This is a genomic window from Inhella crocodyli (genome assembly GCF_004004565.1).
Lineage (GTDB): Bacteria > Pseudomonadota > Gammaproteobacteria > Burkholderiales > Burkholderiaceae_C > Inhella > Inhella crocodyli.
Window position 1 is genome coordinate 127418 of sequence record NZ_SACM01000003.1, and the last position, 16680, is coordinate 144097.

Below are 16680 nucleotides of genomic sequence, written 5' to 3' on the forward strand. Positions count from 1 at the left end.
CTCAATTCATGACGGGTGGGCTGCGGCCGCCCGTTGCAGGCGGTCCAGCACCCCGGCCCATCGCGGGTCGTCGCCCGGGGGGGCTTCGACCCAAATCTCGCGCACGCCCTCGTCGTCCAAGCGCCGCAGGGTGGCGAACAGTTGCCTTGCCGTCAAACCCGGGTCGTCGGCCATGGCCACCCAGCGCCAGGCCGCGTGGGCCCAACGGGCGCGGGAATATACCGCCAGGCCCGCCGGCGCCCGGGCGGCGGCTTCGGCCAGGGCCTGCGCCAAGCCGGCCGGGCTGAACAGGCGCAGGCGGGCGTGGGGGGCGTAGTGCGCCGCCAAGGTGCCGGCGGCCTTGGGGGCTTGGGCGTCGGGGGCGCGCAGGGCTTCGCCCGCGGCGGCGGCCAAGGCGGCCGCCGACAGGGTGCCCGGCCGCAGCAGCACCGGGTGGCCGCGGGAGCAATCGACGATGGTCGACTCGATGCCCACGTCGCAGGCACCGCCGTCGAGCACCGGCACCGCCCCACCGAACTCATCCAGCACGTGCTGGGCGGTGGTGGGGCTGACGCGCCCGAAGCGGTTGGCACTGGGCGCGGCCAGGCCAGGCACGCCCAGGCGCTGGGCCTCGGTCAGGACGGCGGCGAACCCGGGGTGCGACGGGCAACGCAGCCCGATGGTGGCGTGGCCGCCGGCGGCGCCCTCGGCCACCCCCGCGCGGCGCGGCACGATGACGGTGAGCGGGCCGGGCCAAAACGCGGCCGTCAGGCGCTGGGCCAGCGCGGGCCAGTCGGCGGCAAAGGCCTGGGCGGCCGCGGCGTCGGCCACGTGCACGATGAGCGGGTGGTCGGCCGGCCGGCCCTTGGTGGCGAAGATCTTCGCCACGGCGCGGTCGTCGTCGGCCCGGGCGGCCAGGCCGTAAACGGTCTCCGTGGGCAGGGCCACCAGGCCGCCATCGGCCAGGGCCTGCGCCGCTTGGGCCACGCTGAGCAGGCTCACGCGCCGTCCAGCCCGTCGGTTGGCAGGCCCAGGCGGGCGGCCACCTGGCGCGCCACGGCCAAGGCCTCGGGCTGCGAGCCGGCGGTCACCGTCAGGTGGCCCATCTTGCGGGCGCGGCGCGGTTCGGTCTTGCCGTAGAGGTGCAGGTGCACGCCGGGCAGGGCCAGCACGCCGGGCCAATCGGGTTCCCGCTGAGCGCCTTGGGCGTCGAACCACAGGTCCCCCAGCAGGTTGAGCATCACCGCCGGGCTGTGCAGGCGCGGGGTGCCCAGGGGCAGGCCGGCCATGGCCCGCACCTGCAGCTCGAACTGCGACACCGTGCAAGCGTTGATGCTGTGGTGGCCGCTGTTGTGCGGGCGCGGGGCCATTTCGTTGGCGAGCAGGCGGCCGTCGGCGAGCACGAAGAACTCGGTGCACAGCACGCCGACGTAGCCGAAGGCGTCGGCGATGGCGCGGGCCGAGGCCTCGGCCTGGGCGATCAGCGCCGGGTCGATGCCCGTGGCGGGCACCACCGTGGTGGCCAGGATGCCGCCCACGTGCCAGTTGCGCTGCGCGGGCAGGGTGACCATGGCGCCGTCGCGGCCGCGGGCCACGATGACGCTGAGCTCGGCCGCCAGCGGCAATAAGGCCTCGAGCACGCAGCGCACGCCGCCGAGCTCGGCGAAGGCCGCGCGCAGCTCCTCGCGGCTGCGCACGCGGCGCTGGCCCTTGCCGTCGTAGCCCATCGTGGCGGTTTTGAGGATGCCGGGCAGCAGGGCGTCGGGCACGGCGTCCAGGTCGGCCGGGGTGCAGAGCACCGCATGCGGCGCGCAGGGCACGCCGCTCTTGGCGAAGTGGGCCTTTTCCAGCGCGCGGTCTTGGCACACGGCCACGGCCGCGCCGGCCGGGGCCACGGGCAGGGAGGCCGCCAGGGTGTCGAGCACCTGGGCGGGCACGTTCTCGAACTCGGTGCTCACGGCGCCGCAGGCTTTCGCCAGCTCGGCCAGGGCCTGCGGGTCGGTGTAGGCGGCTTGCAGGTGCCAGTCGGCGGCCGCGCCGGCGGGGCTGGCCGGGTCCGGCTCCAGCACGGCCACGCGGTAGCCCAGGCTTTGCGCGGCGTGAACGGCCATGCGGCCCAGCTGACCGCCGCCCAGCATGCCCAGCCAGGCGCCCGGCAACAAGGCGTCGCTCATTTCAGCTCGGCGCTCATGGCGCGGGCCGCGGCGGTTTGCTTCTCGCGGAAGGCCTGCAGGCGGGCCTGCAGCGCCGGGTCGCTGCCCGCCAGCATGGCCACGGCAAACAGGGCCGCGTTGGCCGCACCGGCGGCGCCGATGGCGAAGGTCGCCACCGGGATGCCCTTGGGCATTTGCACGATGGAGTGCAGGCTGTCGACGCCCTGCAGGTGGCGCGAGGCCACGGGCACGCCCAGCACGGGCACGGTGGTCTTGGCGGCGATCATGCCCGGCAGGTGGGCCGCGCCGCCGGCGCCGGCGATGATGGCCTTCAGGCCGCGGCCCAGCGCGCTTTCGGCGTAGCGGAACATGTCGTCGGGCATGCGGTGGGCCGAAACCACCTGGGCTTCGAAGGGCACGCCGAACTCCGTGAGAATCTCGGCCGCTGCCTTCAGGGTCTCCCAGTCGCTGCTGGAGCCCATCACCACGCCGATGCGTGGGTTGGTCGGGTTGGTCACTCGCGCTCCTTGCGCTGGGTCGCTCAAACAGATTGAATTTTAGGCAGTCCCCCTCACCTGCCCTCCCCATGATCGACATCACCCTCGAGAACTTCCAAAACGACCTGCTGGCCGCCAGCGTGCAGACCCCCGTCCTGCTGGACATTTGGGCGCCCTGGTGCGGCCCCTGCAAGTCCCTCGGGCCGGTGCTGGAGCGCCTGGAGGAGGAGTACGCCGGCCGCTTCGTGCTCGCCAAGCTCAACAGCGACGAGCAGCCCGAGATCGCCGGTCAGCTCTCGGCCGCCTTCGGCGTGCGCTCCATCCCGTTCTGCGTGATGTTCGTCGGCGGACAGCCGGTGGACGGCTTCGTCGGCGCCCTGCCGGCCGAGCAGATCCGCCAGTTCCTGGACAAGCACGTGCCCAGCGAAGGCGCGCTGGCCGCCGAGGCCGAGGTGCAAGAGGCCGAGGCCTTGCTGGACCAGGGCGACACCGACGCCGCGCTGGCCCGACTGCAAGACGCGCTGGACGCCGACCCGGGCAACGAGGTGGCGCGCTTCGACCTGGTCAAGGCCTTGATCGAAGGCGGGCACCTGGCCGCCGCGCAGGCTGCCTTCGAGCCCGTGGCCGCGTTGGCCGCCGACAAGATCACGCCGCACGCGCGCTTTGCAGCGCTGGGCCAATGGCTGGCCGCGCTGCAGGCAGCGCAGGGCGCCGACGCCGGTGCGCTGCAAGCCGCCATCGCCACCAACAAGCGCGACTTCGACGCCCGCTTCTTGCTGGCGCAAACGCACGCCGCGCGCGGCGACTTCCCCGCCGCGATGGACGAGCTGCTGGAGATCGTGATGCGCGACAAGGCCTGGAACGACCAGGCCGCGCGCAAGCTCTACGTCGCCCTGCTCGAAATCCTGACCAAGCCCCTGCCCAAGCCCGCCCCCGGCAAGGAGGCCGGCGCCAGCAAGCTGCAGCTGACCGGCCACGCCGTGACGGCCCCGGCCGACCCGGTGGTGGACGCCTACCGCCGCAAGCTGAGCATGGCGCTGTTCTGAGCGCCTGAGCTCAGGCGCTGGGCTGCAGGCCGCTGGCCGCCAGCCCGGCGCGCCATTGCGCCTGCAAGGCAGCGAACGCCGCCCAGGCCTCGCGCGCTTGGGCCGCGTGGCGCGCGGCGTCGGCCGCCTGCCCCAAGAGCCCGTGCACCTGCGCCAGGCGGCCGTGCGTCACGCCGCGGTCGTCGTGGTGCACCTGGGGCGTGAGGGCCTGCTCGGCCACCGTCGCCATGTGGCGGGCTTGGTCGGCGCGCCCGAGTTGGGCGTGGCACCAAGCCAAGTCGGCCAAGAGCGAGGATTCCAGCCGCTGCAGGCCCTGCTCCACGGCGGATTGCAGATTCGCGTCGTACAAGGCCACGGCCTCGGCGAACTGCCCTTCCACGACCAGCACCTTGGCGCGCAGCAGCGGGTTGAGCACCTGCAAGGAGGCGATGCCCACCGCGCGCTCGAAGTTGTCGGCCGAGTTCACGCTGGCCAAGAGCGCCGGCAAGGCCGCCTGGCCGCCCTCCCCCAGCTCGGCCTGGCGGACGTGCGCCACGCGCAGTTCGGCGGTGTTGTAGACCAGCGAGGCCACGGTGGCGTCGTCGCCCGCCCGGGTGGCCAGCGCGCGGCAGGCCAGTTGCCAAGGGCGCGAGGCCGCCGCATCCCCGGCGTACAGGTGGGCCAGGGCCACCCACAGGTGGATGCCCGCGTGGGCCACCAGGTCGGTGTCGGCCGGCAGGGCCAAGCCGGCTTGGGCGTGCCGCACCAGGGCCGGCAGGTCGTGCCGGTAATAGGCCATGTTGGCCAGGTAGCGGTAGGCCTGCGCCTCGGCGGCCTTGGCCCCGCCGGCCCGGGCCAGGGCCTGGGCCTTTTGGAAATGCTCAGTGGCCTGGGTGCCGAGGTCGTTCAGGTAGCCGATCAGGCCTTCGGCCAGGTGCAGCCAGGCGGCCAACTCCGGGTGGGGGCTGGCGAAGGCGAGCTGGTGCAGGCCCGTGAGCTCGTCGCGCGCCGTTTTGAGCTCACCCTGGCGGATGAGCAAGAGCGCGCGCTGGGCGCGCAAGATCAAGGAGGGCAGGCGTTGGCCGGCGGCCTCGGCCGCTTGCAGTTCCTGCTCGACGCGGGCCAGCAAGCGGGACTTCATGCTCAGCCCTTCAGGCGCGCGAAGGCCTCGGCGTAGGTGGCCGCCGTCTGGGCCACGACCTCGGGCGGCAGGGCCGGCGCAGGTGCGGTCTTGTTCCAGGGCTGGGCCTCGAGCCAATCGCGCACGAACTGCTTGTCGAAGCTGGGCGGGTTGGCGCCCTGCTCGAAGGCGGCCTGGTAGCCGCTGATGGGCCAGTAGCGGCTGGAGTCGGGCGTCAGCACCTCGTCCATCAGCGTCAAGGTGCCATCGGCGTCCAGGCCGAACTCGAACTTGGTGTCGGCAATGATGATGCCCTTGGTCAGCGCGTAGTCGGCGGCGCGTTGGTACAGGGCGATGGCGGTGTCGCGCACCTTGGCGGCCATCTCGGGCCCGATGAGGGCGGCGGCCTGCTCGAAGGAAATGTTCTCGTCGTGGTCGCCCACGTCGGCCTTGGTGGCCGGGGTGAAGATGGGCGCGGGCAGCTTGGAGGCGTTTTGCAGGCCCGCCGGCAGCGGCACGCCGCAGACCGCCTGGCCGGCTTGGTACTCCTTCCAGCCGCTGCCGGCCAGGTAGCCGCGCACCACGGCCTCGATGGGCAGGGGCTTGAGGCGCTTGACGAGCATGGCGCGGTCGCGCACCTGCGCGACCTCGTCGGCCGCGACCACGCTCAGCGGGTCGTCACCGGTGAGGTGGTTGGGCACCACGTCCTGGAGCTTCTCGAACCAGAACAAGGCCATCTGCGTCAGCAGCGCGCCCTTGCCGGGGATGGGCTCGCCCATGACCACGTCGAAGGCCGACAGGCGGTCGGTGGCCACCATCAGGATGCGGTCGTCGCCCACCGCGTAGTTGTCGCGCACCTTGCCGCGGGCCAGCAGGGGCAGCGAGTGCAGGGAGGACGAAAGCAGGGCGGTGGTCATGGTTCGCAAGGGACGGGGGCAGCAAAGGCGGGAATTGTCACAGGCCGCGCAGCGCCTGGACGAAACCGGGCTGGGCGCGGTGCTCCAACTTCAGCCAGGCCAGCCACAGGCGGCCGGCCTCGGGGGAGAGGCGGCCCAGGGTCTCGCGCACCAGGGCCAGCGCGCCCTCGAAGGGGGCGCGCGCTTGGCGCAGCTCATCGGCCAGCAGGCGCTTGAGCCAGTCGGCGGCCACGGCGTCGTGCTCGGCCGGCAGCTCGCCCACCCAGCGGCGCAAGGCCCCGGCGGGCACGGCGCGAGGCGTCGCCAACCAGGCCAGGGCCTCGTCGACGCGGCCCTCGCTGCGCCACAGGTCCAGGCGCAGGCCGGCCAGGGTCTCGGCGGTGAAGCCGGGGGCGGCATCCAGCGCCGCCCAGCAGCGCTCGCGCTCGCGCGCCACGTCGGCCCCGGCATTGGCCGCCGCCTGCAGCAGCGCGTGGTAGCCGGCCACGCTGGGCGCGCGCTCGAAGGCGCTGCGGCGCAGGGCCAGCACCTCGGCGTCCCAGCCGTCGCGTTCGTACACGGCCACCAAGGCGGCTTCCAGGCCCGCGTGCCAAGGGTGCGCGCGGTGGGCCTGCTCGGCGGCCTGGACGGCCTCGCGCTGCCGGCCCCAGCGCTGCAGGGCCTGCACCAGGGCCAGGTGGTCGTCGGCGCTGCGCAGGTCCTCGCGCAGCAGCGCCAGTTCGCCCGGCCCATCGCCCGTGGCCTGCAGGTGGGCGCGCCAGGCTTGCTTGGCGGCGGCGCGCTCGTCAGGGTCGGCCTCGGGGTCGTCACGCCGCGTCGCCCAGCGCTCGGCCAGGCGCTGGCCCCAGCGGGCCACGGCCTCGGGCGACAAGGCGGCGAGCACGGCCGCGCGGTCGACCACGCCCTCGGCGTCGTCGACCGCGAGCGCGTCCGCGGCCGCGGCGCACTCGGCGGGCGACCAGCCGGACGCCGGCAAGGCCTGACACCAGCGGGCCACCAAGGCCCGCATCAGGTCGTCGGCCTGCCCCTGGGCGTCGCCCACCCGGCGCGCGCTGCGGCGCAGCCGGGCCAGGGCCCAGGCGCAGGCCTGCACGGCCAAGGCGGGGCGCTCGCTCAGCCAGCCGTCGACCAAGCCCAGCACGCCCTGCGCGCGGCGCAGGTGCGCCGGCCAGGTGCGGGCGCGCAAGCCCCCGGCCGGCGCGGCCAAAAAGGCGGCCACGGCGCGGCGCGCGGCCGCGGTGTCGCTGGCGGGGGCCGCCAGGGCCGCCCAGGCCTGCAAGTTGCGGCGCAGACCGGGGTCCACGGCCGCCCAGTCCAACAGCCGCTGGGCCAGGGCCTCGGGCGGCTGGGCGCGCACGAAGGCGGCCCAGGCCGGCTCGCGTTCGGGCGGGGCGATGGGCGGCGCCGCCACGGCCTCGCCCAAGGCCGCCCGCCACACCATGGCCACGGCCGCCGCGTGCTTGCAGGGGTGGCCGCTGCGGGCGTGCGGGCAGTCGCACTGGGCGCGCAGGCGCACCCCGGGGGCGTGGGTGAGGCGCACGGCGTAGGCCCGGCTGCCTTGGACCGTCGCTGTCACGGCCTGCGTCGCGCCTTCGTGCGCGGCGCTCAAGGGCCCCACGGCGCGGGCCAGCACCGCGGGCGGCCAGTCCCGCGCCAGGGCGTCGTTGCTCAGGGCCTCCAGCAGGGTGCGGTCGGCCCCCTGCCGCGCGGCCTCACGCACTCATGGCCCCAAGCGCGAGCACGGTCAACATCCCCAGACCCAGCAAGATCCAGTGCAGCACGACCAGCACCGTTGCGCGCAGCAGCACCGTGGGCCAGCGCCCACCGTAGACCCGGCGCAGGGCGATCAGCGGGTACAGGTTGGACCAAGCCCAGACCCCGAAGCCCACGACGGCCGAGGGGATCAGCGCCAGCAGCAGGCAGCCGTACCAAAAGGCGTGCAGGTGCATGGCGAACACGAAGTGCTCGCCGTAGGTGCGCCGGCGCCCCCAGGTGACCAGCGCGAGCAGGCCGGCGTAAAACGGAATGGACGCCAGCACCGCGTAGGGCGCCATGCCCATCACCGAGGCCCAGAGCTTCTTGTTGAAGGCTTCGGGCTCCTTGCGGTAGTGCTCCCACACCCGCTGGGCGCGCTCCTGCATCCAGGCCGGGGTGCCGTCGAAGCGGGCCTGCGGCTCGTCGGCCTCGATGGGTTCGGACGCCGCCGACGCCGCACGGGCGGCTTGGATCGCCGACGCCGCAGGCTTGGGCGGCACGCTGGGCACCGGGCCCGAGGCCGCGGACCAGGGCGCGTCGGCCTCGATGGCCGCCCGCTCCTTGGGGTCCAGTTGCACCATGTCGGTCGGCGACACGGACAGCTTGAGCAGCAGGAAGAACACCAAGCCCAGGGTCAGCACCAAGCGCAGGGGCAGCACGTAGCGGCGGCGCCGGCCCGCCAGGTACTCCAGCGTCAGGAAGCCCGGGCGGGCCATCAGGCCCCACAGGCTCTTCCACAGCACGCCCTCGGCGGCCACGTAGTGGGCGATCCACTCGTGCACGAACTCCCACAGCGTGGGTGGGTGGTTTTGGGCGTGCTGCCCACACTGGCTGCAGTAGTGGTCCCAGGGCGCGAGGCGGTGGTCGCAGTTGGGGCAGTGGCTGGGGGGCGTGTCGCTCATGGCAGGGCGTTCGGAAAGCAACACGGCGGCCCAAGGGCCGCCGTGCGTCAAGCGTCAGGGGCGCTGAAGTGTCTCAGTTCACCTGCTGGGCCAGCTCGCCCTTGGCATACGCCGCGGCCATGTCCACGAGGGTGCGCGGCTTCTGGGCGCGGCCTTGGCCTTCGCAGCCGAACTCCAGGTAGCGCTGCTTGCAAATGGCCTGCGCCGCGGCGCGGGCGGGCTTGAGCCACTCGCGGGCGTCGAACTTGTCGGGGTTCTCGGCCAGGAACTTGCGCACCGCACCCGTCATCGCCAGGCGGATGTCGGTGTCGATGTTGATCTTGCGCACGCCGTGCTTGATGGCCTCTTGGATCTCCTCGACGGGCACGCCGTAGGTCTCCTTCATCTGGCCGCCGTACTGGTTGATGATGGCCAGCAGCTCTTGCGGCACCGACGAGGAGCCGTGCATCACCAGGTGGGTATTGGGGATGCGGGCGTGGATCTCTTTCACGCGGCCGATGGCCAAGATGTCGCCCGTGGGCTTGCGGCTGAACTTGTAGGCGCCGTGGCTGGTGCCGATGGCGATGGCCAGCGCGTCCAGTTGGGTGGCCTTGACGAACTGCGCCGCCTCTTCGGGGTCGGTCAGCATCTGGTCGTGGCTGAGCTTGCCCTCGGCGCCGATGCCGTCTTCCTCGCCAGCGTCGCCGGTTTCCAGGTTGCCCAGGCAGCCCAGCTCGCCCTCGACCGACACGCCCACGCGGTGCGCCATCTCGACCACGGTGCGCGTGACTTCCACGTTGTACGCAAAGTCCGCCGGCGTCTTGCCGTCGTCGCGCAGCGAACCGTCCATCATCACGGAGCCGAAGCCCAGGTCGATGGCGCCTTGGCACACCTTGGGGCTGGTGCCGTGGTCCTGGTGCATCACCAGCGGGATGTGCGGGTAGGCCTCGGTGGCGGCCTGGATCAGGTGCTTGATGAAGGGCTCGCCCGCGTACTTGCGCGCCCCGGCGCTGGCCTGCAGGATGACCGGCGCGCCCACCTCGTCGGCCGCGGCCATGACGGCCTGCACCTGCTCCAAGTTGTTGACGTTGAAGGCAGGAATGCCGTAACCGTGCTCGGCGGCGTGGTCGAGCAACTGGCGCATCGAGACGAGTGCCATGGGAAACCTCAGCGGGGAGTTGAAAAGACTTTCCAGGCGCGATGTAACCGCGCCGTAACTGCTCGGGATTCTACGGAGGCCACTCTGCCGCCATTCCCCCACGGTCGGGGTGGAACTGCGGCGTCTGGCCCACGAATTACGCGGTGTTTCAGGACTTCGTCAGCGTTTGCGGGGCGGGCGCCGTTCCTAGACTGGAACCATGTCCGTGAACCGCCGCCGCCTCGTCCTGCTGTTGCCCGCGCTGGCCGCCTTGGGCGCCTGCAGCGCGCCCGTGCGCAGCCCCGCCCCCGTGGGCGTGCGCCAGGTGCTGCAGTGGCAAAGCTGGGTGGACCCCAAGCTCCAAGGCCAGATCGCGCTCGGCCAGGTCACGGGCGGCGACGCCCCGGCCACGGGCATGCTCAAGAAGACCTTGGCCTGGTTCTGGGGCACCCCGGCCGACACCGCCGTGCTGAGCGACGGCCTGGAAGACCAGCTGCGGGCCCTGAGCCTGCTGGCTGCGCTGCCCGGCCAAGGGCGTTTCGCGCTCGACGCCAAGCTGCTGCAACTCGACGCCGGCGGCTTGGTGCTGGGCGCCGAGGCGCAGTCCCAAGTGCTCTACACCCTGCGCGAGGGCGACAAGGTCGTCTACCAGCGCCGTGTGCGCGCCCAGGCCCAGACCGGTTGGGGCGACCACGTCCTGGGCAGCGACCGCCAGCGCTTGGCGAAAGAAGCCGCGATCAAGGAGAGCCTGCGGCTCTTGGCACTGGACTTGGTGACGCTGCGGGTTTGAGACCCTGGCGGGTCACCGCCACCCAAACATCATCTGCCGCGCCAAGGCCTGCCGCAGCGGCGGCAGGTGCTGCAGGGCGCGCAGGCCCAGCTCGCGCAGGCCGGTGGCGAGGGGCAAGTCGACGGCAAACCCACGGGCGAAGAGGTCGGTGGCGCCCATCAGCATCCAGCGGTCGGGCGTGCGCTGGCGCTGGAAGCGGGCCAGGCCCTCGTCCAGGCCCGCGGCGTCACGCAGCGCGCGGGCCAGGGAGACGGCGTCGCGCAGGCCCAGGTTCAGGCCTTGGCCGGCCACGGGATGCAAGGTTTGCGATGCGTTGCCGATGCGCACCACCCGGCCCTGCACCTGCTGGCGCTCGGCGTTCAGGCCCAGCGGAAAGGCCTTGAGCGGGCCGATGCCGGTGAGGTCCTGCGCCTCGGGCGGGAACAGGCTGCGCAGCGCGGTCAGGCGTTGGCCGTCGTCCAGCGCGGCCACCGGGTCGTCGGTGCTGGCCACGCACCAGACCAAAGCGGCACGCCGGCCCTGCGCATCGTCAGGCAAGGGCAGCAGCGCGAGCGGGCCGCTGCGGGTGAAGCGCTCCACCGCCAGCCCGCGCGGCACGCCGGGGCCCAGGCGCAGCTCGCCCACCCAGGCGGTTTGGCCGTAGTCGCGGCGCAGTTCGCGCCCGGCTTGGTCGGCAAAGAGGCCCCCTTCGGCCAGCACGACGAGGTCGAAGGCCTCAGCCACGCCGGCGTCCAGCTCCACGCGGCCGTCGCCCAAGGGCTTGAGGCCCGAGGCGCGCTGGCCGAACTGATGGCGCAGGCGCTGCGGCGCTGCGGCCTGCTGATGCAGCCAAGCGCTTTGCAGCGCGCCGAGCACGCTGCCGTACGCGAGCACGGCACCCAGCAGGGGCGCGCGCATCTCGGCCGCCGTCAGGCGCAGTTCGGCCGCACCGGGCGGCACCTGGCTGACGCTGATGGTGGTGATGGGCTCGGCCTGCTCGGCCGGCCAGGCCTGCAGGCGCTGCAGCAGCTGCACGCTGCCCAGGCCCAGGGCCAGGGTGCGGGCGTCGCGGGTGAGGTCGGCGTCCAGCGGACGGGCGTCGAACACGGAAACCGCCGCCCTCGGCAGGGCTTGGGCCAAAAGTTGAGCGGCGCACAGGCCCACGGGGCCGGCGCCGACCACGGCGATGGAAGGGGAAGGCACACTCACCCTCCCATCGTACGGACCCGCCCTTCCTCCCCATGCACTACAACCGCCTTGGCCGCGCTGGCCTGCAAGTCTCTGCCCTGTCCTTGGGCTCTTGGGTCACGTACCACAACCAGGTGGACGTGGACGCCGCCGTGGAGCTGATGGCCGCCGCCTTCGACGCCGGCGTGAACTTCTTCGACAACGCCGAGGTCTACGCCAAAGGCCAAAGCGAGGTGGTCATGGGCGAGGCGCTCAAGCGCCTGGGCTGGCCGCGCCTGAACTACATCGTCAGCACCAAGTTCTTCTGGGGCTTGGAGCGCGACGGCAACACCGTGAACCGCAAGGACACGCTGAACCGCAAGTACCTGATGCAGGCCATGGACGGCAGCCTGAAGCGCTTCGGCTTGGACTTCATCGACCTGATTTACTGCCACCGCCCCGACCCGCACACGCCCATCGAAGAAACCGTGTGGGCCATGCACAACCTGATCGAGCAGGGCAAAGCGCTGTACTGGGGCACCAGCGAATGGCCGGCGGCCGACATCCGTGCCGCCTACGAGATCGCCGAGCGCCACCACCTGCACAAGCCGCTGATGGAGCAGCCGCAGTACCACCTGCTGCACCGCAGCCGCGTGGAGCAGGAGTACGCCCGGCTGTACGAGGAAATCGGCCTGGGCCTGACCACCTGGAGCCCGCTGGCCAGCGGCCTGCTGACGGGCAAGTACCGCGAGGGCGTGCCGGCCGGCAGCCGCGGCGCGATGGAGAACATGGCCTTCTTGCGCGACGGCCTGCTGGACGCGCAGCGCAACGCCGCCGTGGCGCAGCTGCTGCCCATCGCCGCCGAGTTGGGCGGCAGCGTGGCGCAGTTGGCCATCGCCTGGTTGACGATGAACCCGCGGGTGTCCACGGTCATCCTGGGCGCCAGCAAGCGCACGCAGTTGGACGAGAACCTGGGCGCCTTGGCCTTGCGCGACAAGCTGACGCCCGAGGTGATGGCGCGCATCGACGCGATCACGAAGCCGCTGGCGGCTTGAGCGCTTCCGGCAGGGGGCGCACGCAGTTGCGCCCCGCCGCTTTGGCGGCGTAGAGGGCCTGGTCGGCCTGGCGGCACAGGGCCTCCAGGTCGGTCGCCTCGGTGCTGTGGGCCACGCCCAGGCTGGCCGTCAGGGTGCAGGGGCGCCCGCCGTGCACGAAGCCCGCGGACGACAGCCTTTGGCGCAGGCGCTCGGCCAGCTCCAGGCCCCCGGCCATGGGCGTGGCCGGCAGCAGCAGGGCGAACTCCTCGCCCCCGTGGCGGGCCAAGGTGTCAACGCCCCGGCACCCCGCCTGCAAGACCCCGGCCGCATGGCGCAGGGCCGCATCGCCCCCGGCGTGCCCCAGTTCGTCGTTGACGCGCTTGAAGTGGTCCAGGTCCAGCAGCAGCAGGCAAAAACCCACGCCCTGGCGCTCGGCGCGCGCCCACTCCTGGGCCAGCAGGTGGTCGAACTGGCGCCGGTTGTAGAGCTGGGTCAGGTGGTCGCGCTCGGCGCGGTGGCGCAGCACCAGCAGCAAGCGCGTGAGCACGCCCACCACCAGGCTGCCGTTGAGCAGCAGCGCCAGCACCACGAAGGCCCACAGGGTGCCCGAGGGGTCGCCGGCGGCGCCCGCGTGGGGGTCGGGCGAGGGACCGAGCAAGCGCCCCGCCATGACCAAGGCCGCCAGCGCGAAGGGGCTGGCCAGGGCCCAGGCCATGCGAGGACCGAACTCGCGCTGCGTGGCACGCCAGAGGTCGGCGGCCAAGCCGCTCAGCAGCCACGCGGCCGTGCAGGAGTACAGCCAAAAGTAGGCCATCACCGACCCAGCCCCCACCGGCAGACCGGCGTACACCAGCGCCACCAGGCCCAGGCCGAGCGCATCGCGCCGGGCCGTGGAGGGCCGCTTGAAGAGGGCCTGCACCCCGCCGCGCGCCAGCCAGAAGGCCGACAGGCCGAGGACGTCGGCCACCGGCCAGGCGGCCAACGCGGGCACCGGGCCGGCCAGGGCGCTGCGCTGCAAGGTGAGCACGACGCTGGCCACCAGCACCAGGTTGGCCGCGGCGAAGCGCCCTGACGCCGCCGACGCCACGCGCAGGGCTTGCCCCAAGAACAGCCACAGGCCCACGAAGCTGCCGGCCAGCAGGCCGATCACCGCGAGCAAGGTGTCGTGGACGCCCATGGCGCAGGGCCGGCTAGCTGGCGCTCAGGCCGCCGCTGAGGGCCACGGCATCGCGGCCGGCGGCCTTGGCCCGGTACAGGGCCTCGTCGGCCCGGCGCAGCCAGGCGTCGGGCGCGTCACCCACATGGGGCACGGCCACGTGCACGCCGATCGACACGCTCAATCGGCCCAGCGGGGCGTCGCCATGCGGCAAGGCCCGCACGGCCAGCGCGGCGCGCAGCAGTTCGGCACGGTCCACCGCGGCCGCGGCGTCGCAATGCGGCAGCAGCATCACGAATTCCTCCCCCCCGTAGCGGGCCGCCATGTCGGTGTCCCGTCGGGCGGCATCCTGCATCATGGCCGCCACCGCCCGCAAGGCCTCGTCGCCGGCCTGGTGGCCGTGGCGGTCGTTGTAGCGCTTGAAATAGTCCACATCGATCATCAGAACCGCCAGGGGCGTTTGAGACCGGAGTGCGTTTTGCCATTGGTGCTGCAACTGCGCCATCAGCGCCCGGCGGTTGGCCAAGCCCGTCAGCTCGTCCACCCCCGTGAGTTGCTGCAGGCGGGCGTTGGCGGCGCGCAGCTCGGCCTCGGTGCGGCGCTGCTCGGTGACGTCGGTCATCACGCCCACGAAGAAGCGCTCGCCCGCGGCCTTGACCTCGCTCATGGCGGCTTGGAGCACCAGCGCCCGCCCGTCGCGGTGCCGCGCGTTCAACTGACGGCGGGTGCCCAGCCAGCTGGAGTCCTCGCCCCGCAGGTGGCGCCCCAGCTCCGCACGCAGCACCTTGGCGTCGTCCTCGGCCAGCACCAGCTGGCCGGGTTGGCCCAAGAGCTCGGCCTGGCTGTAGCCCAGCAAGGCTTCGGCGGCCGGGTTGGCGCTCAGGAAGCAGCCGCTCAAATCCATCGTGATGATGGCCGCGCCCGTGGTTTGGATCAGCGCCTCCAACTGCGCCTGGCTGGCCGCCAGGCGCGACTCCTGGCGCCCGATGGCGGTCACGTCCTGGCGCACAGTGACCACAAAGCCCTCGGGGGTGCGCGTCTCCTGCATCAGCACCTCGCGCCCGTCGGGCAAGCGCTGCAGCCGCGGTTCGGGCCGCTGGCCGTGCTGGGCCACGCGCTGCGCGATCCACTCCTCTTCGCGGCCCTGGGCCTCCACCGGCAAGCGGCCCAGGCGCTGCGACACCCGCACGGCCTGCTCGAAGGTGCCGCCGATCAAGGCGTCGTAGTCCACATCCGGGTTCCAGCTGCGGAACAGGCGGTTGACGATGAGCAGCTTGCCCTGCGGGTCGTAAATCTCCAGGCCCACCGGCAGCGCGTCGACCGCGCGACGCAGCAACTGCTGCTCGCGCTCGGCCTGTGCCTTGGCCTGGGCCAGCAGGTGGCGGGCACCCACCAGCTCGCTGACGTCTTGGCGCGTGGCCACGAGGTAGCCCGAGGGCGTGCGCTGCTCTTGCACCTGCAGCCAACGCCCCCCGGTTTCCATCAAGAAGGGCCGCCCCAGCTTGCCCCGCTGCGCCAGGCGCTCGGCCAGCCATTCCTGCACCCGGCCCACGGCCGCCGGGACGTAGCCGGCCTCGGCGCTGCGGCGGGCCAGGTCGGTGAACAGGACCCCCGGCTGTAAAAAGTCAGCGGTGCCGGGGTGCAATTCGCGCACGCGCTGGTTGCAGCGGATCAGGCGGTCGTCGGGTCCCCAGATCTCGAACCCCGCCGGGAAGGCCTCGAGGGCCTCCTCCAGCAGGGCCGAGGCGGCCCGCGCCGCGGTGCTGGCGTCGCGCAGCGCGTCCTCCTGCGCCACCCGGTCGGTCCAGTCGGTTCGCAGGCTGAGCGTGCCCCCGCCGGGCAAGCGGCGCTCGACGATGCGCAGCGTGCGGCCATCGGCCAGGCGCTGCAGGCGCGTGTCGCCGCCCGCGCGGTGCACGGCCAGGCGTTGGGCCACCCAGGCCCGCTCCTGCCCCGCGGGCAGCTCGGCCCGCCCGCTGGCGGCCACGTCACGCAACAAGGCCTCGTAGGTTTGGCCGAGGTACAGCAGGTCCCGCCACTCGGGGTATTGCGCCGTGAACGCGGGCGAAATCAGGGCCAGGCGGTCGTCGGCGTCGAACACCAGCACCGCCTCGTCCATGGCAAAGCTGGCCTCACTCCACAGGGCCTGGGCGCGGTTCGCGCGGCCTTCCCGCCAAGCCAGGACCGCGACCCAAGGCACGCACAAGCCCAACGCGATGGCGGGGTCGAGGCCGCCCCAGCCCACCCCGACCACGAGCCCCGCCGTCAGCGCCAAGGCCGCCATGCCCCACGCCGACGGCCGGCCCATCACGCCAAGGCCCCGTCGTTCAGGGCCTGCCAACGCTCCGGCGTGCCGACGTCGACCCAAGGCGTCTCCAGGCGCTGGGCGCCCACCCGGTCTTGGGCGATGGCCGCTTCCAAGCAAGGCCGCAGGGCTTGCCGCTGGCCCGGGCGCACACCCGCCACCAAGCCCGCACGGAACAGACCGACGCTGGCCCAGGTCAGGCAAGGCCCTTCAAAGCCTTGCGCACGGCTGCAGGCCAAGCCTTCGGCGTCGATGCCGAAATCGCCCTGCGGGTGATGCGGCGCGTTCGGGGCCAGCCACAACTGCGCGAGCCGTTCGGGCCGCGCCGCGAACGCGGCCACCGCCGCGGCCGGAAAGTCAAAGCCGGGGATGAACACGTCGCCCGACACCACCCAAAACGGGTCGTCGGGCTGCTCCACCAAGCCCGGCAAGGCCGTGGCCATGCCGCCCGCGGTTTCCAGCGCGCCCCCGTAGGCCGCCTCGTGGCTGTAGCGCAGGCGCAAGCCCCAGCGGCTGCCGTCGCCCAGCGCCGGCTCGAAAGCCTCGGCCAGCCAAGCGGTGTTGATCACCACCTCGCGCACCCCCGCCGCCGCCAGGGCTTGCAGGTGCCACACCACCAGGGGCTGGCCGCGCACGGGCAGCAGGGGCTTGGGGGTGTGGTCGGTGTGCGGCCGCAGGCGCTCGCCTCGACCGGCGCACAGGATCAATGCCTTGGGAGGACGCATGGCGCGCAGTGTCGCAGTGGCGGGGGGCGCCGGGCGCGCGACACCCCCCGGGCTTG

Annotated in this window: 15 protein-coding genes; 3 read left to right on the forward strand and 12 right to left on the reverse strand. The window is 72.9% G+C overall.

Features of this window, described 5'->3' with window-relative positions; all coding sequences use genetic code 11:
- Window positions 1–6: 6 nt before the first annotated feature.
- Genes EOD73_RS11390 through purE form a run of 3 tightly spaced genes read right to left on the reverse strand, consistent with a single transcriptional unit; the run spans window position 7 to window position 2614 of the window.
- Window positions 7–981 carry an L-threonylcarbamoyladenylate synthase gene (locus EOD73_RS11390; RefSeq protein WP_127683130.1) on the reverse strand — a complete coding sequence of 325 codons (975 nt, stop codon included), beginning with the start codon at window positions 979–981 and terminating at the stop codon, window positions 7–9.
- Entirely contained in the window at window positions 978–2153 is a 1176-nt protein-coding gene (locus EOD73_RS11395; RefSeq protein WP_127683131.1) for a 5-(carboxyamino)imidazole ribonucleotide synthase, read from the reverse strand. The genes EOD73_RS11390 and EOD73_RS11395 overlap by 4 nt, the downstream gene beginning before the upstream one ends.
- Window positions 2150–2614, reverse strand: a complete 465-nt coding sequence (gene purE, locus EOD73_RS11400) for a 5-(carboxyamino)imidazole ribonucleotide mutase (protein WP_127683486.1) — start codon at window positions 2612–2614, stop codon at window positions 2150–2152. The genes EOD73_RS11395 and purE overlap by 4 nt, the downstream gene beginning before the upstream one ends.
- Window positions 2615–2718: 104 nt before the next feature.
- Between purE and EOD73_RS11405 the strand changes: the two genes are divergently transcribed.
- On the forward strand, window positions 2719–3675 hold the full coding sequence (locus EOD73_RS11405) for a tetratricopeptide repeat protein (RefSeq protein WP_127683132.1): 957 nt from the start codon (window positions 2719–2721) through the stop codon (window positions 3673–3675).
- 10 nt (window positions 3676–3685) lie between these two features.
- Here the strand turns inward: EOD73_RS11405 and EOD73_RS11410 are convergent, their stop codons facing one another.
- The 5 genes from EOD73_RS11410 to fba form a co-directional block, all read right to left on the reverse strand.
- Window positions 3686–4795: a hypothetical protein gene (locus EOD73_RS11410; protein WP_127683133.1), complete on the reverse strand. Its 1110-nt coding sequence runs from the start codon at window positions 4793–4795 to the stop codon at window positions 3686–3688.
- A 2-nt stretch (window positions 4796–4797) separates the two neighbouring features.
- Window positions 4798–5691 carry a phosphoribosylaminoimidazolesuccinocarboxamide synthase gene (locus tag EOD73_RS11415; RefSeq protein WP_127683134.1) on the reverse strand — a complete coding sequence of 298 codons (894 nt, stop codon included), beginning with the start codon at window positions 5689–5691 and terminating at the stop codon, window positions 4798–4800.
- Between the two features lie 37 nt (window positions 5692–5728).
- Window positions 5729–7411, reverse strand: a complete 1683-nt coding sequence (locus tag EOD73_RS11420) for an SWIM zinc finger family protein (protein ID WP_127683135.1) — start codon at window positions 7409–7411, stop codon at window positions 5729–5731.
- The gene (locus EOD73_RS11425) at window positions 7404–8348 is read right to left on the reverse strand and encodes a DUF3667 domain-containing protein (RefSeq protein WP_127683136.1); all 945 of its coding nucleotides are present in this window, start codon (window positions 8346–8348) and stop codon (window positions 7404–7406) included. Before EOD73_RS11425 ends, EOD73_RS11420 begins: the two co-directional genes overlap by 8 nt.
- Window positions 8349–8421: 73 nt before the next feature.
- Window positions 8422–9486 (reverse strand): class II fructose-bisphosphate aldolase, encoded by a 1065-nt coding sequence (fba, locus tag EOD73_RS11430; protein ID WP_127683137.1) that lies wholly within the window; start codon window positions 9484–9486, stop codon window positions 8422–8424.
- A 199-nt stretch (window positions 9487–9685) separates the two neighbouring features.
- On the opposite strand from fba, the gene EOD73_RS11435 reads away from it, so the two are divergent.
- Complete coding sequence (locus EOD73_RS11435) at window positions 9686–10255, forward strand: hypothetical protein (RefSeq protein WP_127683138.1); 570 nt, start codon at window positions 9686–9688, stop codon at window positions 10253–10255.
- A gap of 12 nt (window positions 10256–10267) precedes the next feature.
- Here the strand turns inward: EOD73_RS11435 and EOD73_RS11440 are convergent, their stop codons facing one another.
- Complete coding sequence (locus EOD73_RS11440) at window positions 10268–11443, reverse strand: FAD-dependent monooxygenase (RefSeq protein ID WP_240660696.1); 1176 nt, start codon at window positions 11441–11443, stop codon at window positions 10268–10270.
- A gap of 32 nt (window positions 11444–11475) precedes the next feature.
- Between EOD73_RS11440 and EOD73_RS11445 the strand changes: the two genes are divergently transcribed.
- Window positions 11476–12456 (forward strand): potassium channel beta subunit family protein, encoded by a 981-nt coding sequence (locus EOD73_RS11445; protein ID WP_127683140.1) that lies wholly within the window; start codon window positions 11476–11478, stop codon window positions 12454–12456.
- On the opposite strand, the gene EOD73_RS11450 is transcribed toward EOD73_RS11445, so the two are convergent.
- From EOD73_RS11450 to EOD73_RS11460, 3 genes are read right to left on the reverse strand one after another with little or no spacing between them, the layout of a single operon-like run.
- Entirely contained in the window at window positions 12434–13615 is a 1182-nt protein-coding gene (locus EOD73_RS11450) for a GGDEF domain-containing protein (RefSeq protein ID WP_127683141.1), read from the reverse strand. The genes EOD73_RS11445 and EOD73_RS11450 overlap by 23 nt on opposite strands.
- A gap of 13 nt (window positions 13616–13628) precedes the next feature.
- Entirely contained in the window at window positions 13629–15902 is a 2274-nt protein-coding gene (locus tag EOD73_RS11455; protein WP_127683142.1) for a diguanylate cyclase, read from the reverse strand.
- On the reverse strand, window positions 15902–16624 hold the full coding sequence (locus tag EOD73_RS11460) for a nucleotidyltransferase family protein (protein WP_127683143.1): 723 nt from the start codon (window positions 16622–16624) through the stop codon (window positions 15902–15904). Before EOD73_RS11460 ends, EOD73_RS11455 begins: the two co-directional genes overlap by 1 nt.
- Between the last annotated feature and the right edge of the window lie 56 nt (window positions 16625–16680).

Bases quoted from the DNA above. Each gene is read 5' to 3' on its own strand.
- EOD73_RS11395 (WP_127683131.1), bottom strand. From the start codon at position 2,153: ATGAGCGACGCCTTGTTGCCGGGCGCCTGGCTGGGCATGCTGGGCGGC.
- purE (WP_127683486.1), bottom strand. From the start codon at position 2,614: ATGGGCTCCAGCAGCGACTGGGAGACCCTGAAGGCAGCGGCCGAGATT.
- EOD73_RS11405 (WP_127683132.1), top strand. From the start codon at position 2,719: ATGATCGACATCACCCTCGAGAACTTCCAAAACGACCTGCTGGCCGCC.
- EOD73_RS11410 (WP_127683133.1), bottom strand. From the start codon at position 4,795: ATGAAGTCCCGCTTGCTGGCCCGCGTCGAGCAGGAACTGCAAGCGGCC.
- EOD73_RS11415 (WP_127683134.1), bottom strand. From the start codon at position 5,691: ATGACCACCGCCCTGCTTTCGTCCTCCCTGCACTCGCTGCCCCTGCTG.
- EOD73_RS11425 (WP_127683136.1), bottom strand. From the start codon at position 8,348: ATGAGCGACACGCCCCCCAGCCACTGCCCCAACTGCGACCACCGCCTC.
- fba (WP_127683137.1), bottom strand. From the start codon at position 9,486: ATGGCACTCGTCTCGATGCGCCAGTTGCTCGACCACGCCGCCGAGCAC.
- EOD73_RS11435 (WP_127683138.1), top strand. From the start codon at position 9,686: ATGTCCGTGAACCGCCGCCGCCTCGTCCTGCTGTTGCCCGCGCTGGCC.
- EOD73_RS11445 (WP_127683140.1), top strand. From the start codon at position 11,476: ATGCACTACAACCGCCTTGGCCGCGCTGGCCTGCAAGTCTCTGCCCTG.
- EOD73_RS11450 (WP_127683141.1), bottom strand. From the start codon at position 13,615: ATGGGCGTCCACGACACCTTGCTCGCGGTGATCGGCCTGCTGGCCGGC.
- EOD73_RS11455 (WP_127683142.1), bottom strand. From the start codon at position 15,902: ATGGGCCGGCCGTCGGCGTGGGGCATGGCGGCCTTGGCGCTGACGGCG.
- EOD73_RS11460 (WP_127683143.1), bottom strand. From the start codon at position 16,624: ATGCGTCCTCCCAAGGCATTGATCCTGTGCGCCGGTCGAGGCGAGCGC.